This window comes from Bradyrhizobium hereditatis (assembly GCF_020329435.1).
In the GTDB taxonomy this organism is placed as follows: Bacteria; Pseudomonadota; Alphaproteobacteria; order Rhizobiales; family Xanthobacteraceae; genus Bradyrhizobium; species Bradyrhizobium hereditatis.
The window spans coordinates 126,882-148,831 of record NZ_JAGKJK010000006.1; the positions used below are offsets into that span (position 1 = coordinate 126,882).

Here is a 21,950-nt window from a genome sequence, read left to right on the forward strand (position 1 = left end):
GGAGCCGGCATACGACGATGTGAGATAAGCAGGATGAAGATATCGGGAGGACTGGATGTATCCGACTGACGGCATGGCGGCGCTGGTTGCTGTGCCCGCACTTCCGCCGGGTTCGTAACCTGATCACTGTCGTTAGCGACCATCCCGCCAAACCAGTTTCGCTCTACACTTTTCCAAACCGAAAGCTGCCAAGGAAAATGACCGTCAACAACAAGCGCGTGTTCTACGTCAAGTATCTCGCCCACGAGATCTACATCGATATTCTGAAGGCACGCCACGACGTGCGGCTCGATCGGCTGGAGAACGACAGCCCTGATGCGGTCGCAGCGCCGATCCTGTCGGCGGCGCATGCCTATCAGGTCGGGGCGGCGCGGGACGAGATCGCCAGGCATTTTCATGTCGATCAGGATCTGTTGCGGCGGGCGCCGAACCTCCTGATCGTTTCCTCGAATGGCGCGGGCTTCGATCCCGTCGATGTCGACGCGTGCACGGCGGCCGGCGTGCTCGTCGTCAATCAAACAGGCGGCAACGCCAATTCAGTGGCCGAGCATGCGCTCGGCATGATGCTGACGCTGTCCAAGCGCATCCTCGAATCCGACCGCGCGCTGCGCCGGCAGGCCAATGTCAATCGTAATGACCTGATCGGCAGCGAGCTGCAGGGCAAGACCGTCGGCATCGTCGGGATCGGCAATGTCGGCCGCCGTATCGCCGAGCTCTGCAACGGGTTGTTGCGCATGAAGGTGATCGCCTACGATCCCTATCTGACCGCAGAAGAAATCGCCGCCCGTGGCGGCGAAAAGGTCGAGCTGCACGATCTGATGCGGCGTTCGGATTTCGTCTCGATTTCCTGTCCGCTGACCAAGGACAATCGCCGCATGATCGGTGCGCGTGAGTTCGCGCTGATGCAGCCGCATGCCTTCTTCGTCACCACCGCGCGTGGCTTCATTCACGACGAGGAAGCGCTGTACGAGGTGCTGCGCGACAAGAGCATCGCAGGGGCCGGGCTCGACGTCTGGGACAAGGAGCCGCCGCCGCCGGAGCATCCCTTGTTGCAGTTCGACAACGTGCTGGCGAGCCCGCACACGGCCGGCGTGACGAAGGAGGCGCGCATCAACATGGGCAGGATCGCTGCCGAGCAGCTTCTCGACGCGCTCGACGGCAAGCGGCCGCCGCGCGTGGTCAATCCCGAGGTGTGGCCGGACTACGCAAAGCGCTTCGAGCGCGCATTCGGATTCGCGCCGAAATAGACCATCACACGCGAGAACGATTGACGATGGCGGAGCCGGTAGATCGCTTTTACGAGTCCCAGGGGCTGCGGTTGCACTATGTCGACTGGGGCAATGAGGCCGCGCCGCCTCTGATCCTCGTCCACGGCGGGCTCGACCACTGCCGAAACTGGGATGCGATCGCGCGAGAGCTGCAGCCGCATTTCCACATCATGGCGCCGGACCTGCGCGGCCACGGCGATTCCGAATGGGCGAAGGCAAGCAGCTACAGCCTGACCGATAATGTCTATGACCTGACCCGGCTGATCCGTTTTGCCGAGCTGCAGGACGCGGCGATTGTCGGCCATTCGATGGGCGGGATGGTCGCGCTCGCCTATGCCGGCACCTATCCGGAAAAAGTGTCGCGTCTTGTCGTACTCGATGGCGCGTTCCTTTCTGGCTCGCAACCGGCGCCGATCGCCGAGCAGATGTCGCGCTGGATCGACCAGCTCGACCGTATCGGCGAGCATCAAGAGAACACGTTCCGCAACATCGAGGAGGCGGCAAAGCGGCTGTCCACGCGCAACAAGCGCCTGACGGCGGCGCAGGCGCTTCATCTTGCCAGCCATGGCGTCCGCAAAGGAGCCGACGGTCTCTATCGGTGGAAGTTCGATCATTATCAGCGGGCGAGGGCGCCATACCGGCTGTCGCCGGAGGATTATGCCGCGCTGTGGTCGCGCATCAGCTGTCCAACCCTGTTGATGTGGGGCGACGAAAGCTTTCTGCCCGATCCTGAAGCCGCCGGCCTGATGGCGCATTTCAAGACCGCTAAGCTCGAGAAGATCGCGGGCGCCGGCCACTGGCTTCATCACGATAGGCTCGATGTGGTGCTGGCGTCGCTGCGGCGGTTTCTTGATGTGCCGCAGTCTGCGCAAGTACGGTGAGTCGAAAAAGCATGCCTGACAAGGGCCGGAGTCCGCGGAGAAAATCTCATTAGCCGCGTACGACATTTTCCCTTTGCGCCTCTGCCCCCCGGCGCACATGGAAGATGAAGCGAGATGCGACAGGTTCGTTCATTTCTGAGCAACGCGTCCTCCCGGGTCGGACGCCGCCTGTCCCAGATCGTGGCCATCGCCGCCGCCAGCCTGCCGTCCGTGGGCGCTTAAGGCGCACGCGCCCTTTAATCCGACTGCACGTCTAACTCTCTCGCTCAATAGCCGCGTGTGCGGTCGATGGTGAGCGGCGGGCGCTGGCCGGCGCGTATCGCTTCCACTGTGGCGCGAAATGTCGTCCCGATCGCTGCCACGCTGACTTCGCAAGCCTCGTGCGGCGTGACGAGGATGCGAGGGTGACACCAGAACGGATGCCGTGGCGCCAAAGGTTCGGTCGAGAATACGTCGAGCGCGGCACCGGAAAGCTGGCCGTTCTCGAGCGCGGCGAGCAGATCGGCTTCCACCAGATGCTCGCCGCGGCCGACCTGGATCAAATAGCCGCCGCGATACATGCGCCCAAAGGTCCGGCGGTTGAGGATACCCCTTGTCTCCGGCGTCAGCGGCAGCAAGTTCACGAGAATCTCGGTCTGGCCGAGCATGGCGTCGAGGCCCGCGGCGCCATCGAAGGCGCGGATGCCATGCGGCGCTGGCTTTGCGGTTCGACTCCACGCCATGACCGGGAAACCGAGCGAAGCGAGATCGGTGGCGACCCGGCGGCCGATCTCGCCAAAGCCGAGAATGCCGACGGGCACGTCCTGCGCGCGGCGCACGTCGAGCCCGAGCCGCTTCCAGCGTTGCTCTCGCTGTTGCGCCTGATAGGTCGCAAAGCGCCGCTGATGGCCGATGACGTGCCAGGCCACGAAGCCCGACATCATCTGCGCCTGCGCGGGATCGACGACGCGGATTACGTCGACGTCGGGGCGCAGGCTGGGACACGCGAGGATGTTGTCGACACCGGCGCCGATCGAGCAGACTGCCTGCAGGTTCGGATAGTGTTCGAACGCGTCATCAGGCGGATGCCAGGCCACCGCCAGCCGGACGTCCATTGCCGGACCATCATGGGGATGGCTGACGATTTCGATCCGGTCAGCAGCGTGCACGAACTCCGGGCCGAGGTAGCCGCGAAGATCGAGGCTTTTGCTGACCAGGACGCATCGCATGTCGCAGGTCCCGCTCATGCCGCCTTGGACGATGACGTCCGGCCGGGGACGGCGGAAAGCAGCTCGCGCGTGTAGGCATGCTCGGGGGCCGCGAACAGGAGCGAAGCGGATTTGAGCTCGACAATCGCGCCGTGTTGCATCACGGCGATGCGGTCGCAAATCTGCGCAGCGACCCTAAGATCGTGGGTGATGAACAGCATCGACAGGCCGAGCCGAGCCTTCAGATCCTCCAGCAAATCCAGAACCTGCGCCTGCACGGACACGTCGAGCGCGGAGACCGCTTCGTCGGCGACCAGGATTTCCGGATCGAGCGCCAGCGCCCGCGCTATCCCGATGCGCTGCCGCTGGCCGCCAGAGAATTCATGCGGGAAGCGCTCCATCGCGCTCGCATTGAGGCCGACGAGGCTGAGCAGCTCGCCGGCGCGCTTTCGTGCCGCCGCCGGATCGACGCCATGCGCGATCGGCCCGTCGGTGATGATGTTGCCGACCTTGCGGCGCGGGTTGAGGGAAGCGAACGGGTCCTGAAACACCATCTGGATGCGGCGACGCTGCTCGCGTAACGTCTTGCCGCCGATCCTTGTGAGATCGACGCCCCCCATGCGGACGGTGCCGGCGTCGGGCTCGATCAGGCGCATCACGAGCCGCGCGACCGAGGATTTTCCGGAGCCGGATTCGCCGACCAGGCCGAGCGTCTCGCCGCGGAAGATGTCGAAGCTGACGTCCTTTGCCGCCTGCACGCGACGCTCGGCCCGAAACCATCCGCCGCCGCTGACATAGGTTTTGCCGAGGCCGATCACTTCCACCGCCTTGCTGCGATCGTTGAGCGGCGTCCGCGGCGGCGGCTGCAGGGTGGGAACGGCGGCAAGCAGCGCGCGCGTATAGGGATGTTGAGGGCGCAACAGCACGTCATCCGCGGTGCCTTGCTCGACCACCTTGCCGTGCTGAAGCACGACCACGCGATCCGCAATCTCGGCGACGACGCCGAAATCATGGGTGATAAACATGACGGCCATGTTGCGCCGGCGCTGCAGGTCGCGGATCAGCTTGAGTATCTGCGCCTGCGTCGTGACATCGAGCGCGGTCGTCGGTTCATCCGCCACCAGCACGGTGGGTTCGAGCGCCAGCGCCATGGCGATCATGGCGCGCTGGCGCTGGCCGCCGGAGAGTTGATGCGGATAGGCGCGCACCGCGCGTTCGGGATCGGGCAGGCCGACCTCGCGGATCAACGCAAGAGCTTTCCGCTGGCGCTCCTTCGGCGTCAGCAGACCGTGCGCCTCGAACATCTCGGCGATCTGCTCGCCGATCCGCATCAACGGATTGAGCGCCGTCATCGGCTCCTGAAACACCATCGCGATGCCGCGGCCGCGGAGCGCCAGCCATTCCGCCGGGCTGAGTGACAAGAGGTTCTTGCCCTCGAACAGGATCTCTCCGGATTCCGCCGTCACCGTGTCGGGGAGCAGTCCCATCAGCGCATGGGCGCACATCGACTTGCCGGAGCCGGATTCACCGACCACGCAGAGGATCTTGCCGGCTGATAGTTCGAACGACACGCCATCCACGGCATGCGCGCGGTCGCCGCCGGGCGGCAGCGCAAGCTTCAGGTTCTTGACGACGACGGTCATGCTCGGCGTCCTCCCTTGGCGAGGCGAGGGTTGAGCGCGTCGTTGAGGCCTTCGCCGATCAGGTTCAGCGCCAGCACCGAGAGCAGAATGGCGATGCCGGGAAAGACGGTGATCCACCAGGCCTGACGGATCACCGTGCGGCCGGCGCCGACCATATAGCCCCAGGACATCAGGTTGGGATCGCCGAGGCCGAGGAAGGAGAGCGAGGATTCGAGCAGGATCGCGGTCGCGACCATCAGCGAGGCCAGCACGATGACGGGCGAGAGCGCGTTGGGCAGGATTTCGCGCCAGATGATCCACCAATTGGTCTGGCCGGTCACCACCGCCGCCTGGACGTATTCGCGCGTGCGCAGCGACAGCACTTCGCCGCGGACCAGCCGCGCCACCGGCGGCCAGCTGACGACGGCAATCGCCGCCACCATCGACACGATGGAGGGCTGCATGATCGCGACCAGAACGATGGCAAGCGCAAAGCTCGGGACGGTCTGGAAGAATTCGGTGAAACGCATCAGGGCGTCGTCGATCTTGCCGCCGAAATATCCCGCCACCGCGCCGAGTGGGATGCCGATGGCCAGCGATGCCAGCGTCGAGATCAGCCCGACCAGCAGCGAAACGCGGGCGCCGTAGATGATGCCCGCCATGACGTCGCGGCCGAGCGCATCGGTGCCGAGCGGAAGACCCGGCATCGTGAGCGGCGGCAGGAATGGCCGCTGCACCATGCGCCAGGGGGAGGTCGGAAACAGCAGTGGACCAAACACCGCGACCGCGACGGCAATGGTGAGGATCGCAAGGCCGATCATGCCGCTGGGATTGCGCACCAGCATTCGCCAGACCTGCTTCATGTGGCGAACTCGATGCGGGGATCGACGGAGCGGTAGACGAGATCCGTGATCAGGTTGAAGGCCAGGACCATCGCCGAGCAGACCACGAAGACGCCGAGCAGCAGATTGTAGTCGCGCTGCAGCAGCGCCTCGTATATCAGGCGGCCGATGCCCGGCCATGCGAACACGGTCTCGGTCAGCACGGCGCCGCCGACCAGCGTGCCGGCTTGCAGGCCGGCCAGGGTAACGACCGGCAGCAGGGCATTCCGTAGCACGTGGCGCCGCTGGATGATGGCATCCGAGAGGCCCTTGGCACGCGCGGTCTTGACGAAGTCGAGCCTGACAACCTCGAGCATCGAGGCGCGCGTCATGCGGGCGTAGGTGGCCATGAAGAACAGGCCGATCGTCGTTGCCGGCAGGATGAGATGCGCGGCGACGTCGAGCACATGTGCGAGGCCCGTGTAGCCCGCGCCGACCGTCTCGTAGCCGAAGCTCGGCAGCCAATCCATCGTGACCGAAAACAGAAGGATCGCCATCAGCGCGACCCAGAACAGCGGCGTGGCGTAAAAGATGAGCGCCGCGACGGTAATCGCGGTATCGGCCCAGGTGCCGGCAAAGCGCGCCGCCAACGCGCCAAACAGAACGCCGAAGGCGAACGAGATCGCAAATGCGGTCCCCGTCAGCAGCAGCGTCGCCGGAAGGCGATCGAGGATGAGCTTCGCGACCGGCATCTGCTGGCGAAATGAAAATCCGAGGTCAAGGCTGACGATGCCTTTGACATAGAGGAACAGTTGCACGGGCAGCGGCTTGTCGAGGCCGAATTTTTCGCGGAGCTGCGCGACAAACAGCTGATCGCCGGCGCCGGCTTCGCCTGCCATCACCAGCGCCGGATCGCCCGGCGCCATCCGGATCAGGAAGAAGTTCATGACGACGAGCGCGAGAAGGACGATGACGGCTTTCGCGATCCGCTGCGCGATGAAGGAAATCATGGGCTGTCGCTTGCGTTGGAGGCGCGGTGTCCGGGCGTCAGGCCTTAAGGCCCGACGCCCGACGAGCTGCGATTACTTCTCGATCCAGGCGTCGCGGAAACCGTCATTCACCCCGATGCCGGTCGTGACGAGGTTCTTGACCCTGCAGCGGGTGATGGTCGGGAACTGCAGCTCGAGCATCCACGCGACAGGCACGTCCTCGACCAGGATCTTCTGCGCCTTGGCATAGATCTCCTCACGCGCTGAGTCCGGGAAGGCGACTGCGCCGTCAGCGAACAGCTTGTCGATCTCAGGATTCGAATAGCCTTCGACGTTGTTGAACGGAGAACCCTTGGCGATCTGGCTGGAGACGTAGTTGCGGCCGACGCCGAGCGCGGGATCGCCATACTGATAGAGATATGTGAAGGCGATGTCGTAATCCCACTCGGAGACCTTCTGATTCCAGCCGGGCACGTCGGTCGCGATCATATCGACGTTGATGCCGACATCCTGCAGGTTCTGGCGAACCATCTCGGCCCAGCGCTGCCACGTCTCGCCATAAGGAAGCGGCAGCATGCGCACCTTCTCGCCCTTATAGCCGGCTTCCTTGAGCAGGGCCTTCGCCTTGGCCGGGTCGTAATCGTATTTGGGCACCGCGCTCGTGTAATATTTAATGGCCGAGCCCGACGGGCCGGTGGCGACCTTGCCGAGGCCGTTCCAGACCACGTCCTTTGCCATGTTACGATCGATCGCAAACATCAACGCCTGACGAAATTTCTTGTTCGCCGTGGGACCTGCGCGGTTGTTGAGCCAGAGCCAGGAATGCGGGCTGAAGAACTCCCAGCCCGCGCCGGTGACGCAGGTGTTCTTGAGCTTGCTGAGCCGCGGCACGTCGAAATTTTCCACCGAGCCGCCCGGCAGCACGTCGACCTTGCCGGTCTCGTAGGCGACCGAACGCGCCGCAGCATCGGGAATCACATGCCAGTAGATCTCGTCGATATTGGGCTTGCCCTTGACGTGGTAGCTCGGATTCTTGACGAGGCGGATGAACGAGCCCTTTTGCCACTCCTTGAACATGAAGGGGCCGGTGCCGATGGGCGTGTTGTTGGCCGGGTTGGTCTTGAAATCGGTGCCTTCATAGATGTGCTTCGGGATCATCGGCAGCGAGCCGACCTCGAAGATGCCGATGAACGGGCCAAACGGCTGCTTCAGCGTGAAGACGACTGTGGATTCATCCGGCGCTTCTACCTTGTCGAGCTGCACGAGATTGCCGCGGGCGCGCGCATGGGTCTGCTTCAGGAACTCGATCGAGAACAGCACGTCGGCCGAGGTGAACGGCTTGCCGTCGTGCCACGTCGCGCCCTTCACAAGCTTGAAAGTGTAGACCTTGCCGTCCTCGCTGACTGACCAGCTTTCGGCGAGGCCGGGCAGGGGATCGAGCTTGGGGCTGTAACGCAAGAGGCCCTCATAGATATTGCCCGCCACCATCTGCGTCGGACCGTTCTGGACCAGACCGACCATCAGGCTCGGCGGCTCCGGCTGGATCACGGCGTTGATGACGCCGCCGGCCTTCGGTCCCTCCGCCGCGGCCGCGGTGCTCAGGACACATAGGGTCGCGAGGCTCATCAAGATCTTACGCTTGGACATGGCATACCTCGTTTAAGAAAAAAGGAGTTTCGGCGCTCTCAGACGTCGAAGGCGCGCTTGTCACTTCGCAAAGTCGGGATCGGTCCGCTCGAGCATCCGCTTGAAGGCGGCCCATTCGCTGTCGGGCACGCCGTTGAGCTCGATCGCATCGTAGAAGGTCGCGTACTGGCCGGCCGTTTTGCGGGCCACCGCGTCAGACAGCTCGATGATCTCGGCGCCGGATGATTGGATGGCGAGCTGCGCGCGGCAGGAGCGTTCGAGATTGTGCATCAGCTTGAACGCTTCGGCGACCGATCTCCCGCAGGTCAGCATGCCGTGATTGCGCAGCACCATTACAAACTTCTCGCCGAGATCGGCGACCAGGCGCTCGCGCTCATCGAGATCAAGCGCGATGCCTTCGTAGTCGTGATAGGCAAGGCAGCCGGTGAACTGCAGCGACCATTGATTGAGCGGCAGCAGGCCCTGCTTCTGGCAGGAGACGGCGATGCCCGCGACGGTGTGCGTGTGCAGGACGCAGATCGCATCATGCCGCGCGGCGTGGATTGCACTGTGGATCGTAAAACCAGCCGGATTGATGCCGAGCCCCAGGGGATCATCAATGACGTTGCCGTCGAGGTCGACTGTCACCAGGTTGGACGCTGTCACCTCCTCGAAACGGAGGCCGTAGGGATTGATGAGAAAGCGGTCCTGCCGGCCGGGGAGGCGAACGGAGATGTGGGTGTAGATGCTGTCATCGAGACCGAGCCGGTGGATCAGCCGGTAGGCCGCGGCGAGGTCGATCCGGAACTGGAGTGTCTTGTCGTCCGGCGCCGGCCATGCCTTTGCGGTGGTGTGCGCTGCGCTTGTCATTTCCGCCTTCACTCAATTTCGACTTTTTCAGCTTGCGTGCGGTGCAGCACTTGGGCAAGATTAAACTGTCGACAATCGACGATTAAATAATATGCACGGACTGGCGCGGGTTTAGCCGATGCGGCCTATGTCTCTTCCGGTTGGATTACCGGCCATTGCGGATAGCGATTTGGTTGGCCAGATCGCGCGCATCCTGATGCAGGCCATTGTTCAGGGGCGGCTGCCCCCTGGTTCCAAGGTCGTGGAGGCAGGGATTGCCCGCGAGCTAGGCGTCAGCCGTGCGCCGGTGCGCGAGGCGGCGCGTCTGCTGGAGAAGCAGGGGCTGCTGGTCGCGAGCCCGCGACGCGGGTTTTTCGTCCGCAAGCTCGAAATCAGAAACATCGACGAGATCTATGATTTGCGTCTGTGCATCGAGCGGCACGCCAGCGTGCTGGCGGCGCGACGTCTCACGCCGGAGTCACGAGATATGTTGCGGCGGCAGATCGATGTTCTGCACAGGACCGCCGATCTCGACGATCCCGCCCGCCAGGTGGAAGAGGACTATCGCTTTCACCGGCTGATTTTTGAAATTGCCGATAACCGCCGGCTGCTGCGGCTGTTCGATGATCTCGCCGCAGAGCTGCGCATGGTCATCGGCCTGATCGGCCGCCTCTATGATGACCCGCATGAGATCGCGCGCACGCACGAGCCGCTGCTCGCGGCAATCGAAACAGGCCATCCCGAGCGCATTACCGCGCATGTCGATTACCACATCGGTCACGCCTGGCGCGAAGTCGGCAAGCTGGCGCGAGCTTGCGCCGCTGGCCGGCACTACCGCTGAACCGCCGAGCGGGATTCTCATTCCAACCAACGGAGTAACCGTGTGAAGGCCGTCTACACCGAACTGCATCGCAGCCACGATCCGCAATTCTTCCTGGTGCGCGGCGTGGTCAAGCGCACCACCGAACAGCCTGAGCGCGCCGATCGTTTGCTGGCAGGGCTAAAGGCCGGCAAGCACGCCCTCGTCGAGCCTACGATGTTCGGGCAGGGGCCGCGGGCGCGGGTGCACAGCGCCGAATATCTTCGTTTCATGGAGGAAGCTTGGGACGCCTGGGTCGCACTTGGCGATTCCGGTTCGGAGATGATCGCCAACATCCACCCCGTTCGCTACGGCGCAACGTATCCAACCCATATCGTCGGCCGCCTCGGCTGGCACGCGGCCGATACGGCGGCTCCGATCAGCAAGGGCACTTACGCCGCCGCCTGCGCCGCCACCGATGTCGCCACGACGGCGGCGCAACTCGTCATGGACGGCGAAGACGCTGTCTATGCGCTGTGCCGGCCGCCGGGCCATCATGCCTATGCCGACATGTCGGGTGGCTTCTGTTTCTTCAACAACAGCGCGGTGGCAGCCGCCCACCTGCGGCTGAAGCATGAGCGCGTGGCCATCCTCGATGTCGACGTGCACCATGGCAACGGCACGCAGGGCATCTTCTACGAACGGCCGGACGTTCTCACGGTGTCGATCCACGCCGATCCCGTTTTCTTTTATCCCTTCGTCTGGGGATATGCGCATGAGCGTGGCGCAGGCCCCGGCCTTGGCGCCAATCTCAACATTCCCTTGGCCAAGGGCACGGGGGATGACGACTACATCAAGGCGATCGGCGACGCCCAGAAAACCATCCGCGCGTTCGCGCCCGGCGCGCTGGTGGTGGCGCTCGGCCTTGATGCTTCGGAGCACGATCCGCTCGCCGGGCTTGCAGTGACGACGGCCGGATTCCGGCGCATCGGAGCGGCCATCGCGCGGCTTGGCCTTCCGACCGTCTTCGTGCAGGAGGGTGGCTATCTCTCGGATATCCTCGGCGCCAATCTGACCGCTGTGCTTGGCGGGTTCGAAGAGGCGCGTTAGCAGATACTACTCGATGACGATGCGCGGCGGCGGCCGGTGCGCCGCGCCGGTGACAATAGCGGTCCAGATCTCGCGGGCGATGCCGACGTAGCGCTTGGCGTGGATGCCATCAGGCTCCATCGCGACGATCGGGCGGCCATCGTCGGAGGTTTTCCGGATCTGCAGGTCCAGCGGAATTTCGCCGAGATAGGGAACGCCGCGGCGCTCCGCCTCGTGCCGCGCGCCGCCGTGGCCGAAGATCGGCGTGACGTGATTGCAGGTCGGGCAGCAGAAGCTCGACATGTTTTCGATCACGCCCAAAATCGGAATGCTCACCTTCTGAAACATCGCAATCCCGCGCCGGGCGTCGATCAGCGCGATGTCCTGCGGCGTCGAGACGATGATCGCGCCGGCCAAAGGCACCTGTTGGGCCATGGTGAGTTGGGCGTCACCAGTGCCGGGCGGCAGGTCGACGACGAGAATGTCGAGGTCGCCCCATGCGACTTCGCGAAGCATCTGCGTGATCGCCGAGATCACCATGGCGCCGCGCCAGATCATGGCGCTGTCTTCCTCGACCAGAAAGCCGATCGACATCACCTTGACGCCGAAGCGTTCCATCGGCTCCAGCATGCGCGGCGCCAGTTGCCGCGGCTTGCCGCGTAGTCCGAACAATCTTGGCAGCGACGGCCCGTAGATGTCGGCATCGAGAATGCCGGTCTTCAGTCCGAGTGACGCGAAGCCGAGCGCGAGATTGCAGGAGGTGGTGGATTTGCCGACGCCACCCTTGCCGGAGGCAATCGCGATGATGTGCTTGACGCCGGGAATGCCGGCGGCTTTTGACGTCGCGCGGGCCTGGAGACCTGGAGGGGTAGCGGACACGGACGGCTCACGATCCAAGCGGGTCGTCCTTCTTTTCGTTGCGCGCGCGCAAATAGTCTTCCGTCGACATGACGGGAGGACGTTGCGGCGCGGCGTGCGGATCGAAACTCTCGTTCACCACCGCCTCGACACGGCAATCGGCGCACATCTTGATGACGTCGAGACGCCTTGCATTGGCGCCCTGGAACATCCAGTGCTTTTCGCCGAGTTTTGCCAGCACGCGGTCGATCGAGCTCTTGGTGCCGAACGGCTTGCCGCAGGCGATGCAATTGAACGGCTCTTCCTCTTTCAGGACGCGCTGCGGCGTATTCCAGGCCTGGAAGTCGAGGCGCGGCTCGATGGTGATCACCTTCTCGGGGCAGGTAGCTTCGCAAAGTCCGCACTGCACGCAGAGGCTTTCAGTAAAGCGCAGCATCGCGCGATCGGGGTTGTCCGACAGCGCACCGCTCGGGCAGGCGGTCACGCAGGCATGGCACAGCGTGCATCCCTCGACATTCAAGTTCACGGTGCCGAAGGGCGCACCCGGCGCCAGTGGGATCACATCAACAGGCATGGGGGCGGCGAGGTGAAGCTCGCGGAACGTCGTCTCCAGCACGCCGCGCTTGGCTCCGCGCGGCACGAAGCCGGCCGGCTTTTGCGTTGCGACCCCGCGCGGCGCGGCATCCAGCATGGCGCGCAGCTGGTCCGGGTCGTCGGTCTCGATGATCCGGATCAGGCCTGCGCCAAAGCCGAGCGCCGAGACGATTTGATTCGACGTTTCGACCGCGCGGCGAAGCGCTGTCACTTCGTGACGCGGCTTGGCGCGTGTCAGCAGCGCGACGCCGCTGCCGCCATAGGCGAAAACGGACGCAATGATCTCCGGTCCGACCTGCGTCACTTCGTTGACGCGCAGTGGCAATACGTTGGCCGGCAAGCCCTCACCGAAGCGCGCGAGCGCATCGATGATTTCTTCGCCGTGCTCGCCATCGTGAAACAGAACGACGGCGTCGCTGCCGCCGGCCTTGCGGTAGGTCTGCAATAGCGTCCGGAGCCGGCGCATCAGTGCATCCACGCTCGGCAGCGCGTAGGACGCCGCGCCGGTCGGACAAACGGACGCGCAGGAGCCGCAGCCGGCGCAGACATTGGCATCGATCGCGACCGCATTGCCGCTTGGTGTGATGGCGCCGGTCGGGCACAAATCGAGACAGCGCGTGCAGCCGGTGATGGAAGATCGCGAATGCGCGCAGAGCGAGGCCTCGAAATTGACAAAGCGCGGCTTGTCGAAGGTGCCGACGAGACTGCCTGCATCCGCAATCGCGCGCTCGACGGCAGCCCTGTCGCGCGGATCGGCGCGCACATAACCGGGCCGCAATTCATGCGCAGGAAACAACGGTGTGCCGCCCGAGAGATCGAGGATCAGATCGCAGGTGGACTTTGCGCCATCGCGCGAAGGCCCAAACACGAGTTTACTGCGCGACGAAGGCGAAGGCAGCGCGTATTCGTCGATCGCAAGTTCGAACGCACCGAGATGTCCGCGGGCATTTCGGATCGTGCCCTTGAGCACGGGAAACTCGTTCGTGCGGCGCGGCGTCACGTCGCCGGGCTTAGTCAGAAGCACGGTGATATCGAGACGATCGGCCAACCGTTGCGCCGCCTCGATGGCAACTTCGTCGCGGCCATAGATCAGCGCAACGCCAGAGCTCTCCAGTGTCACCAGTGAGAGCGGGGGCATCTCTTCCCGCGCTGCGGCGATCAGCGCAGCGGCTTTGGGGCCGGCCGCTGCGGCATCCTTCGACCAGCCGCCGGTCTCGCGGATGTTGACGAAGGTGAGCTCGGCTTGCGGCGAAGTCTCCGCGACTTCCCGAAACAGCGGCGCTTCCTGCGTGCAGGCGACCGTGATCGGGACGCCTTCGGCAAGCGCCTCCTTGAAGCGGTCAAGGTCGAGTCCGCAAAGCTGGTTCGCTTGCGTGAGCTTTGCGGTACAGCCGCGACCGATCGCTTCCGCATCGAGCGGCATGGTCTTCTCGCAACTGCAAATCAGGAGGCGAGACGTCGCCGCACTCATATCGAAATACCTTGAACCCGGTGCATCAAACGGGTGGTTGCCTCATCCCATAATTCTGCGGTAACCGCTCGGGCGGATATCTGCAAGGCAGAAGGTCGCTCGCGCCGCCAGCCTGTGCGGGATAGCATACATTGAGCCGCCGTGAAGCAATGAGGAAATAGTTCTTCGTGATCGCTCGTCCAGGGGATACCGAACAGAAACTTGATCTGCCGCCCGGTTATACTTTGGTCGCGTTGCGCGAGCTCGGCGACGCCTTTGCCCATGCTTGCGAGATCGCAGCGGAGGCGGGGGCGGGGACGCTGGTATGGGTGCGACGTTACGACCTAGTCGAGTTCGCGGTGGTGCTCGAACCGGACGAGCCGCTGACGTCCGCGCGCAGGGCGTTCTTTGCCGGGATGAATGCGCTGGCGGATGCGATTGCCGCCCATTGTCCGCCGGAGCGGGAGGTCACGTTCGACTGGCCCGACGCCGTCAGGTTCGACGCCGGATTGCTCGGCGGCGGGCGGCTCGCCTGGCCGAAGGATTGCGCCGAAGACGAGGTGCCGGCCTGGCTCGTTTTCGGCGTGATCCTGCGCGCCGCGGCGATGGCGCATGTTCCGGAAGTGCAGGCGGCCTCGGGCGTATCGCTATTGAGCGAAGGTTTCGAGATACTCGATACCGACGCGATCATCGAAAGTTTTAGCCGACACCTGATGACGGCGTTCGATCGCTGGAAGGAGCGCGGCTTCGATGCGATCGCGCGGGACTATCTGGAGCGGCTTCCCAAGAAAAAAGCCGGCGAGCGCCGCGGCATCGACGTCAACGGCGATCTTGTGGTCAGTCTGTCAGCCGGCGCGCCGGAACGGAGCAGTCTCCTGGATGCGCTGGCAAACGCCAGTTGGTATGATGCGCAGGCGCGCGGTCCGAAATTCGGATGAGGCGGACATGCTGAAGTATCCGCGCACCATCAGGCTTGACCCGTCGGATACGTTCGTCTTCGAACGCGCGGCGGAACCCGGCGAATGGGCGGTTTCCGGTGCGTTCGTTTTTTGGAACCGGGATCCGGCGACGCTCGGCCCGAAGCAGCGCGTGGCGCTGCGTTCGGGCTTTCTCGGCATCGACAGTCTCGGGTGGTCGACGCTCGCCATCGTCACCGAAGCGACGGACGCGGAACGGCAGGCGATGATCGCGCGGCTTGCCGAGCAATTGATGGAGAAATTCGGGGCGCCAGATATGGAGGCCGCACGCCATGCGGCCGAAGAGGAGATCGCATTCGCGGCTTCGCTGTGCGAACACCCGCCGCAGACGCTGCTCGCCGTTCAGCGCAGCGTCGAAAACGGCGAAATCCGCGAGCGCTTCCGCACCCTGAAGCCGCGTCCGGGTGCCACAGATGGCGACCGGTTGCACGGCCATGCCCGCGCCTTTACCTTTCATGAAGTGGAAGGCGATGATGAACCTGGCGAAGAGGTCGATCTTCGCGGGCTGATCAGGACCGACGGCAAGATGACGGATCGTACATGAGAGAATTCTGGGTCGCTTCGGGCCATCACCTCACGCGCCGCGCCGATCACGGCGGCCTCGTCGCGACGCCCGAACTCATCATGGCCTATCTGGCGCGTCCCGAATTGATGCCGCCGGCGGATGCCTGCGAGGACGAGCGCCAGTTGCATGCGAGCCTGATGGCCGATCCGCTGCGCCCGGTCTCAAGCGCCGAGATCGCACGGCTTGCGGACGCCGATGCGCGCGAGAACTGGTCGTTCATGATGAATTTTCGCGACCGGCTGATGGCGGCGCCGTCGCTGGAGGCGGTCTACGTTGCGCTCGCCCGCAAAGGCGCCGGCGATCTGCCGCCGATCTTCCTGTCGCAGTTATGTCATTTGATTCTGCGCAATGCGCTCGAAGGCTGCGACGACCCTTATATATTGCGCGCGGCGGAGCTGTTCTATCGGAGCCAACTCGCCGCCATTCACGAAGGCACGTTGCTGCTGGCCGATGCCGAGGTTATCGAAGCGGAGCAGCATGCCCAGCATGACCTGCATTCATCACCGCTGACGGCCATGCTGCAGCAGCCGAAGTCGTTCGGCGAGATGGACGTCATGGATGACGAAAACGCCTGGACCTATTGGTCGCGGTCGGATGCGCATGCCATGGTCATGAATATCGGCGGCAACGCCAAGGCGCGCGCCGGGCTGTGTCGGGTCATCGAGCGTTGGATCGCTCATCTGCTCGGCCTCACGGTCAACATCGAAAGCATCGCCGCGATCGAGGACCGCGATTGGCGCTGGTTCGTCGGTCTCGATAGCGAGGCGACGCGGATCGGCAATGCGCTGTGGCGGGGCGAGCGGCTGGAAAACAGCGTTGCCGAACGCATTGTCGCCCTGATGCGCTTGACCTTCGAAGATACGCGATTGGTGGACGAGCGGGTCGGGGACAAGCCGGTCTACCTCATCCTGGCCATGGGCGCCGACAAGGTGGTGAGATTGAAGCCGCAAAATCTGGTCGCCGGCCTGCCGCTTGCGGCGGCCGCGAATGTCACATGATCCACCGAAGGGAGGATGATCAATGACGGAGGCATCCCGCGAAGTCGGCGTGGTGGTGCGGCGCCGTGCGATCGACAATCCCTGGATCGACCAGTTGTGGTCGCCGGCGATGGTCCTAGAGGAGGTGCCCGCCACTGCGCCGTGGACGGTGCTGTCCAGCGAGGCCGAAGCAACGACCTATTATGCGGGCTCCGCGAGCATTGATCTGTTCAGCTCGGACACCGCGAATTATCGCGACAACCTTGCCGACGGCGCGCCGCGCATCTGGGTCGCGCTGCGTCGTCCGGACGGCGGCGCCGAGCTGGAGCTGACGAAGGTCACCGCCGATCCGACCGAAGGGGAGGCGCTGTTCGAAAGCGGCTGCGAGGTGATCGGCACCGTGCCGATGCCGGCCGAGATCGCGTCATGGGTTGCGGCCTTTGTCGATCGTTTCCATGTCGAGCGCGTGTTTCACAAGCGCAAGCGGGATCGCGCGAGCACCGATCGGCCTCGCGTGCCGGGCGGCCGATCGGATGAGGGAGCTGGACGTCCATGAGCGGTCCGGACGAAGCCGATCGGGATAAAGGCTTTCTGGCGCGATGGTCGCAGCGCAAGCTGGAGGCAAAGCAGCCGGAAGCGAAACCGGCCACGTCAGCGACTGAAAGCGTCGAATCGTCCCGCTTACCCGCAACGCCAGGTGAAGACGCCGCGCCGGAGTTCGATCTTTCAAGCTTGCCGAAGCTCGAGGAATTGACTGCTGGCACCGATATCACTGCCTTTCTGCGCAAAGGCGTGCCTGAACATCTGCGAAACGCGGCTTTGCGACAATCCTGGGCGCTGGATCCCGCGATTCGCAATTACGTCAGCCCTGCGCTTGAATATGCCTATGACTGGAACGCGCCGGGCGGGGTCCCCGGCGGCGGCGAGCTCGGTGCGGGCGTCGATGTGGCGCGGCTGGTGTCGCAGATCATGGGCGAACGTGCCGCTGAAAACCTAAAATCTGATGCAAATCCCGAAAATGACGTGGCCGATTCTTTGCCACACGAGCGCGAAGGGCCGTCGGAGTCACAAGCGGAACTTCCGATGCAGCCTGTGAGGCGGGCTGAAGAAGCGGTGGAGCCAGAAAGCGCTTCGAAGGTCGAAAATGCGGCCGATGGAACCTTACCCGTGTGTGAATCCGAACCAGCAAAGAGTGTTGCGCCGCAGCAACCACTGCGACGTCATGGCACCGCGAAACCGATTGTTTAGACAAAAGTTTTTTGCGGACATAGCTGAAGCCTATGGTACAGATTTCTTAATTGGAATAATTCCAGTTCCAAGTTTGTTTGCCCGGGGACACGGGTGGCGCAAATGGGCGGGGAGAAATCGGTAGCACCATGCGTGATGCCGGACTGGAACTAGCTATCAAGGCAGCAGGTGGCGTCGGGTCGCTGGCGCGGGGACTGGGCATTGCTCAGCCGTCGGTTTCGGCGTGGTCGCGCATTCCGGCGGAACGCGTTCTCGCCGTCGAGGCGCTGACGCAGGTGAGACGATTCGTCCTTCGGCCTGATCTCTACGGGGCATCCGAGGATGAAGTGATATCGAAGCCTGAAATCGACGAGATTGATCAGTTCCGCGCCGCCGAGTACGGCCTGTTGTCGTTGCTGCTCGGCAAGGCGCCTGACGCCGATACACTCAAGCGGGTTGCCACGCTGAAGGGCGATGCATCCGATCTCGGCATGGCCCATGTCGAACTCGCTTCCGCGGCAGCAGCGACCGATGATCGTGCCGTAAGCAAGGAGTTCTTCGATCTCTTCATCGGGCTCGGCCGCGGCGAACTGCTTCCCTATGCTTCCTATTATCTGACCGGTTTTCTGCACGAACGTCCGCTGGCGCGGGTGCGCGAGGATCTGCGCGCACTCGGGATTGAACGCGCCGGCACTTCGCGCGAGCCGGAAGATCACATCGCTATCCTGCTCGAAGTCATGGCGGGCCTGGCGCGCGGCGACTTCGAGGCCGAGTTCGCTGAGCAGGCGCGCTTTTTTGAGCGTCATCTCAAGTCGTGGGCGGCGCGGATGTTCGCCGATCTCGAAATGTCGCAATCGGCGCGCTTCTACCGCGCCGTCGGCCGAGTCGGCCGTGTCTTCATGGAATTGGAATCCGAGGCCTTCACGCTGTCCGAGTGACAGTGATGAGGCAACGTGAACAGGAGAGACCGTAATGAGCAAGCCATCCGAGAGTAAGGGCAAGTCACGGGGCGCAGGGGTGGATCGGCGCAGCCTGTTTCTGATGGGCGGTTCGGCGGTCGCAGCGGCTGCCGTTGTCCCGCTTGCGGGCAGCGAGGCGGCCGCGGACGAGTCGCAGGCCGAGCGCGTTAAGGCGCGCTACAAGGAAACCGATCACGTCAAGAATTTCTATCGCGTCAACCGCTATTGATGGGACCACGCACATGTTGATGAAGCGAAGAGACGGATCCGCGGGCAAGGCGCGTTTGCAGGGAATCGCCGCCGGCCTCGCGTCGGGAGTTCTCGATCGCCGCACGTTCCTGCGGCGGTCTGGTCTGGCAGCCGGTGCAGGCGCCGCGATCGGCCTCATGCCGCTCGGCTCGGTGCGCAAGGCGCAGGCCGGTCCTGAGAAGGTCGGTGCGCCGACCGAAATCAGGAAGAACATCTGCACGCATTGCTCGGTCGGTTGCACCGTGATCGCCGAGGTGCAGAACGGCGTCTGGGTCGGCCAGGAGCCGGCCTGGGAAAGCCCGATCAACCGCGGCTCGCATTGCGCCAAGGGCGCGGCGGTGCGCGAACTCGTGCACGGCGACCGCCGGCTGAAATACCCGATGAAGCTGGTGAACGGCGAGTGGCAGAAGATCTCGTGGGACCAGGCCATCAACGAGATCGGCGACAAGATGCTGGAGATTCGCCAGAAGTCGGGCGCCGATTCCGTCTATCTGCTCGGCTCGGCGAAATTCTCCAACGAGGGCGGCTATCTGTTCCGCAAGTTCGCCGCGTTCTGGGGCACCAACTCGATCGATCACCAGGCCCGCATCTGTCATTCGACCACCGTCGCCGGCGTAGCCAATACCTGGGGCTACGGCGCGATGACGAACTCCTACAATGACATGCGCAATTCGAAGACCATCATCTTCATGGGGTCGAACGCGGCCGAAGCGCATCCGGTCTCATTGCAGCACATTCTGTCCGGCAAGGAGCTCAACCGCGCCAACGTGTTCGTGCTCGATCCGCGCTTCACCCGCACCGCGGCGCACGCCACCGAATATGTCCGCTTCCGCGGCGGCACCGACATCGCCGTGATCTGGGGCATGCTGCACCACATCTTCGCCAATGGCTGGGAAGACAAGCAGTTCATCCAGCAGCGCGTCTACGGCATGGACCAGATCCGCGCCGAAGTCGCGAAGTGGACGCCGGAAGAGGTCGAGCGCGTCACCGGCATTCCCGGCGAGCAGTTGAAGAAGGTCGCCGAAACCTTCGCCAAGCAGAAGCCATCCACCATTGTCTGGTGCATGGGCGGCACCCAGCACACCGTCGGCACCGCCAACGTCCGCGCTTATTGCAATCTGCTGCTCGCGACCGGCAACGTCGGCTCGTTCGGCAGCGGCGCCAACATCTTCCGCGGCCATTGCAACGTGCAGGGCGCGACCGATATCGGGCTCGATATCACGACGCTGCCGCTCTATTACGGCCTCGTCGAAGGCGCCTGGAAGCACTGGGCGCGGGTCTGGGAAGTCGAATACGACTACCTGCAGTCGCGTTTCGACGAGGTCCCGGCGAAGGCGGGCCGTCCGGCACGCACCCGCAAGCAGAACATGGAGCTGCCGGGCATCCCATGGACCCGCTGGTTCGATGCGACGCTCGCCAATCCTGACGACGTCGACCAACGCGATGCCGTGAAAGGCGTGATCGTCATGGGCCACGGCGGCAACACCGTGCCGCGCATGACGGAAATGGTGAAGGGCCTCGAAAAGCTCGAGCTGCTGGTGGTCGCCGATCCGCATCCGACCACCTTCGCCGCGATCTCCGAGCGCAAGAACGGCACCTATCTCTTGCCGGCTTGTACCCAGTTCGAGACCTCGGGGTCGCGCACGGCTTCCAACCGCTCGCTGCAGTGGGGCGAGCAGATCGTCAAGCCGATCTTCGAATCGAAGGACGACTACGAGATCATCTATCTCCTGTCGGAAAAGCTCGGCTTCGCCGACAAGATGTTCAAGAACATCAAGGTCGAGAACAAGCGGCCGTCGCCGGAAGACCTGCTCCGCGAAATCAACCGCGGCGGCTTCTCGACCGGCTATTCCGGCCAGTCGCCGGAGCGGCTGAAGGCGCATATGAGGAACCAGGGCAAGTTCGACCTGGTAACCCTGCGCGCCAAGGCGGACGAGCCCGAGATCGGCGGCGACTATTACGGCCTGCCGTGGCCGTGCTGGGGCACGCCACAGATCAGGCACCCGGGCACGCATACGCTCTACAACACCAACCTGCACGCCAAGGACGGCGGCGGTACGTTCCGCGCCCGCTTCGGCGTGGTGTACGAGGAGAAGCAGCCGGACGGTTCGGTGAAGAACGTGAACATGCTGTCCGAAGGCTCCTACAGCAAGGGCTCGGAGCTGACCGACGGCTATCCCGAATTCACCTATGGCGTGCTCAAGAAGCTCGGCTGGGACAAGGATCTCACCGCGGACGAGCTCGCCACCATCCAGAAGATCGGCGGCAACAATCCTGATGGCGTTGGCTGGGCAGTCGACCTGTCCGGCGGCATCATTCGCGTCACGCTGGAGCATGGCGTGATGGCCTACGGCAACGGTAAGGCCCGCGCGGTGGCGTGGAATCTGCCCGATCCGGTGCCGGTGCATCGCGAGCCGATCTACACGGCGCGTCCCGATCTCGTCGCGAAATATCCGACGCGTCCGGACGGGCGTCAGTTCCGCATGGCCAATATCGGCTTCTCGATTCAGAAGGCCGCGGTGGAGAAGGGACTTGCCAAGCAATTCCCGATCATCCTGACCTCGGGACGTCTGGTCGAATACGAAGGCGGCGGCGAAGAGACGCGATCGAACAAGTGGCTCGCCGAATTGCAGCAGGACATGTTCGTCGAGGTCAACACCGCGGATGCCGCCGAACGCGGCATCAAGGACGGCGGCTGGGTCTGGGTGTTCGGTCCGGAAAACAGCTCGAAGGCCCGCGTCAAGGCGCTGGTCACGGATCGTGTCGGCAAGGGCGTGGCATTCATGCCATTCCACTTCTCCGGCTGGTTCCAAGGCGTCGACCAACGCGGCAAGTATCCGAAGGGCGCAGACCCGATCGTGCTCGGCGAAAGCGTTAACACGATCACGTCCTACGGCTACGACCCCGTTACCGGCATGCATGAGGGCAAGGTGACCCTCTGCCAGATCCAAGCGGCGTGAGAG

19 protein-coding genes and 1 pseudogene are annotated in these 21,950 nt (G+C 63.7%); 12 read left to right on the top strand and 8 right to left on the bottom strand.

The genetic code is table 11. The annotated features are described in order from the left end of the window. Nucleotides 1-197 precede the first annotated feature (197 nt). Both J6524_RS15780 and J6524_RS15785 read left to right on the top strand, forming a co-directional pair. The gene (locus J6524_RS15780; protein ID WP_225672041.1) at nucleotides 198-1,247 is read left to right on the top strand and encodes a hydroxyacid dehydrogenase; all 1,050 of its coding nucleotides are present in this window, start codon (nucleotides 198-200) and stop codon (nucleotides 1,245-1,247) included. Between the two features lie 26 nt (nucleotides 1,248-1,273). Next, nucleotides 1,274-2,149, top strand: a complete 876-nt coding sequence (locus J6524_RS15785) for an alpha/beta fold hydrolase (protein ID WP_225672042.1) — start codon at nucleotides 1,274-1,276, stop codon at nucleotides 2,147-2,149. Between the two features lie 266 nt (nucleotides 2,150-2,415). Here J6524_RS15785 and J6524_RS15790 read toward each other — a convergent pair whose 3' ends face one another. From J6524_RS15790 to J6524_RS15815, 6 genes are all read right to left on the bottom strand, one after another. Next, nucleotides 2,416-3,357: a 2-hydroxyacid dehydrogenase gene (locus J6524_RS15790; RefSeq protein WP_225672044.1), complete on the bottom strand. Its 942-nt coding sequence runs from the start codon at nucleotides 3,355-3,357 to the stop codon at nucleotides 2,416-2,418. Between the two features lie 14 nt (nucleotides 3,358-3,371). Then, nucleotides 3,372-4,979 (bottom strand): ABC transporter ATP-binding protein, encoded by a 1,608-nt coding sequence (locus J6524_RS15795; protein WP_225672046.1) that lies wholly within the window; start codon nucleotides 4,977-4,979, stop codon nucleotides 3,372-3,374. Further along, nucleotides 4,976-5,821, bottom strand: a complete 846-nt coding sequence (locus J6524_RS15800; RefSeq protein WP_225672048.1) for an ABC transporter permease — start codon at nucleotides 5,819-5,821, stop codon at nucleotides 4,976-4,978. The genes J6524_RS15795 and J6524_RS15800 overlap by 4 nt, the downstream gene beginning before the upstream one ends. Further along, nucleotides 5,818-6,789 carry an ABC transporter permease gene (locus J6524_RS15805; protein WP_225672050.1) on the bottom strand — a complete coding sequence of 324 codons (972 nt, stop codon included), beginning with the start codon at nucleotides 6,787-6,789 and terminating at the stop codon, nucleotides 5,818-5,820. Before J6524_RS15805 ends, J6524_RS15800 begins: the two co-directional genes overlap by 4 nt. 72 nt (nucleotides 6,790-6,861) lie before the next feature. Further along, nucleotides 6,862-8,415, bottom strand: a complete 1,554-nt coding sequence (locus J6524_RS15810) for an ABC transporter substrate-binding protein (RefSeq protein ID WP_225672052.1) — start codon at nucleotides 8,413-8,415, stop codon at nucleotides 6,862-6,864. A gap of 60 nt (nucleotides 8,416-8,475) precedes the next feature. Next, nucleotides 8,476-9,264, bottom strand: coding sequence for a class II aldolase/adducin family protein (locus J6524_RS15815; RefSeq protein WP_225672054.1), 789 nt, complete (start codon nucleotides 9,262-9,264; stop codon nucleotides 8,476-8,478). A gap of 127 nt (nucleotides 9,265-9,391) precedes the next feature. Between J6524_RS15815 and J6524_RS15820 the strand changes: the two genes are divergently transcribed. Beyond that, a complete protein-coding gene (locus J6524_RS15820; RefSeq protein WP_225672055.1) occupies nucleotides 9,392-10,084 on the top strand; it encodes a GntR family transcriptional regulator in 693 nt (230 codons plus the stop codon). Between the two features lie 42 nt (nucleotides 10,085-10,126). After that, nucleotides 10,127-11,152, top strand: a complete 1,026-nt coding sequence (locus J6524_RS15825) for a histone deacetylase family protein (RefSeq protein ID WP_225672057.1) — start codon at nucleotides 10,127-10,129, stop codon at nucleotides 11,150-11,152. A gap of 6 nt (nucleotides 11,153-11,158) precedes the next feature. On the opposite strand, the pseudogene J6524_RS15830 reads toward J6524_RS15825, so the two are convergent. Continuing rightward, nucleotides 11,159-12,028: pseudogene (locus J6524_RS15830) on the bottom strand (Mrp/NBP35 family ATP-binding protein); the annotation flags it as partial. Continuing rightward, entirely contained in the window at nucleotides 12,018-14,054 is a 2,037-nt protein-coding gene (locus J6524_RS15835) for a 4Fe-4S binding protein (protein ID WP_225672059.1), read from the bottom strand. The gene J6524_RS15835 and the pseudogene J6524_RS15830, both read right to left, overlap by 11 nt. 167 nt (nucleotides 14,055-14,221) lie before the next feature. On the opposite strand from J6524_RS15835, the gene J6524_RS15840 reads away from it, so the two are divergent. From J6524_RS15840 to J6524_RS15875, 8 genes are all read left to right on the top strand, one after another. Further along, nucleotides 14,222-14,971 carry a biotin/lipoate--protein ligase family protein gene (locus tag J6524_RS15840; protein ID WP_225672061.1) on the top strand — a complete coding sequence of 250 codons (750 nt, stop codon included), beginning with the start codon at nucleotides 14,222-14,224 and terminating at the stop codon, nucleotides 14,969-14,971. Between the two features lie 7 nt (nucleotides 14,972-14,978). Continuing rightward, a complete protein-coding gene (locus tag J6524_RS15845; protein WP_225672063.1) occupies nucleotides 14,979-15,554 on the top strand; it encodes a DUF6505 family protein in 576 nt (191 codons plus the stop codon). Beyond that, complete coding sequence (locus tag J6524_RS15850; protein WP_225672065.1) at nucleotides 15,551-16,573, top strand: DUF6352 family protein; 1,023 nt, start codon at nucleotides 15,551-15,553, stop codon at nucleotides 16,571-16,573. Before J6524_RS15845 ends, J6524_RS15850 begins: the two co-directional genes overlap by 4 nt. 22 nt (nucleotides 16,574-16,595) lie before the next feature. Continuing rightward, nucleotides 16,596-17,108, top strand: a complete 513-nt coding sequence (locus J6524_RS15855) for a DUF3305 domain-containing protein (RefSeq protein ID WP_225672067.1) — start codon at nucleotides 16,596-16,598, stop codon at nucleotides 17,106-17,108. Next, nucleotides 17,105-17,800: a DUF3306 domain-containing protein gene (locus tag J6524_RS15860; protein ID WP_225672069.1), complete on the top strand. Its 696-nt coding sequence runs from the start codon at nucleotides 17,105-17,107 to the stop codon at nucleotides 17,798-17,800. Before J6524_RS15855 ends, J6524_RS15860 begins: the two co-directional genes overlap by 4 nt. A gap of 128 nt (nucleotides 17,801-17,928) precedes the next feature. Beyond that, a complete protein-coding gene (locus tag J6524_RS15865) occupies nucleotides 17,929-18,717 on the top strand; it encodes a molecular chaperone TorD family protein (protein ID WP_225672071.1) in 789 nt (262 codons plus the stop codon). Between the two features lie 34 nt (nucleotides 18,718-18,751). After that, complete coding sequence (locus J6524_RS15870) at nucleotides 18,752-18,967, top strand: hypothetical protein (RefSeq protein ID WP_225672073.1); 216 nt, start codon at nucleotides 18,752-18,754, stop codon at nucleotides 18,965-18,967. A gap of 13 nt (nucleotides 18,968-18,980) precedes the next feature. Next, nucleotides 18,981-21,947, top strand: a complete 2,967-nt coding sequence (locus J6524_RS15875; protein ID WP_225672075.1) for a formate dehydrogenase subunit alpha — start codon at nucleotides 18,981-18,983, stop codon at nucleotides 21,945-21,947. Nucleotides 21,948-21,950 lie beyond the last annotated feature (3 nt).

Bases quoted from the DNA above. Each gene is read 5' to 3' on its own strand.
- J6524_RS15810 (WP_225672052.1), bottom strand. From the start codon at position 8,415: ATGTCCAAGCGTAAGATCTTGATGAGCCTCGCGACCCTATGTGTCCTG.
- J6524_RS15785 (WP_225672042.1), top strand. From the start codon at position 1,274: ATGGCGGAGCCGGTAGATCGCTTTTACGAGTCCCAGGGGCTGCGGTTG.
- J6524_RS15845 (WP_225672063.1), top strand. From the start codon at position 14,979: ATGCTGAAGTATCCGCGCACCATCAGGCTTGACCCGTCGGATACGTTC.
- J6524_RS15815 (WP_225672054.1), bottom strand. From the start codon at position 9,264: ATGACAAGCGCAGCGCACACCACCGCAAAGGCATGGCCGGCGCCGGAC.
- J6524_RS15820 (WP_225672055.1), top strand. From the start codon at position 9,392: ATGTCTCTTCCGGTTGGATTACCGGCCATTGCGGATAGCGATTTGGTT.
- J6524_RS15790 (WP_225672044.1), bottom strand. From the start codon at position 3,357: ATGCGATGCGTCCTGGTCAGCAAAAGCCTCGATCTTCGCGGCTACCTC.
- J6524_RS15865 (WP_225672071.1), top strand. From the start codon at position 17,929: ATGCGTGATGCCGGACTGGAACTAGCTATCAAGGCAGCAGGTGGCGTC.
- J6524_RS15870 (WP_225672073.1), top strand. From the start codon at position 18,752: ATGAGCAAGCCATCCGAGAGTAAGGGCAAGTCACGGGGCGCAGGGGTG.
- J6524_RS15795 (WP_225672046.1), bottom strand. From the start codon at position 4,979: ATGACCGTCGTCGTCAAGAACCTGAAGCTTGCGCTGCCGCCCGGCGGC.
- J6524_RS15875 (WP_225672075.1), top strand. From the start codon at position 18,981: ATGTTGATGAAGCGAAGAGACGGATCCGCGGGCAAGGCGCGTTTGCAG.
- J6524_RS15835 (WP_225672059.1), bottom strand. From the start codon at position 14,054: ATGAGTGCGGCGACGTCTCGCCTCCTGATTTGCAGTTGCGAGAAGACC.
- J6524_RS15780 (WP_225672041.1), top strand. From the start codon at position 198: ATGACCGTCAACAACAAGCGCGTGTTCTACGTCAAGTATCTCGCCCAC.
- J6524_RS15855 (WP_225672067.1), top strand. From the start codon at position 16,596: ATGACGGAGGCATCCCGCGAAGTCGGCGTGGTGGTGCGGCGCCGTGCG.
- J6524_RS15800 (WP_225672048.1), bottom strand. From the start codon at position 5,821: ATGAAGCAGGTCTGGCGAATGCTGGTGCGCAATCCCAGCGGCATGATC.
- J6524_RS15805 (WP_225672050.1), bottom strand. From the start codon at position 6,789: ATGATTTCCTTCATCGCGCAGCGGATCGCGAAAGCCGTCATCGTCCTT.
- J6524_RS15850 (WP_225672065.1), top strand. From the start codon at position 15,551: ATGAGAGAATTCTGGGTCGCTTCGGGCCATCACCTCACGCGCCGCGCC.
- J6524_RS15860 (WP_225672069.1), top strand. From the start codon at position 17,105: ATGAGCGGTCCGGACGAAGCCGATCGGGATAAAGGCTTTCTGGCGCGA.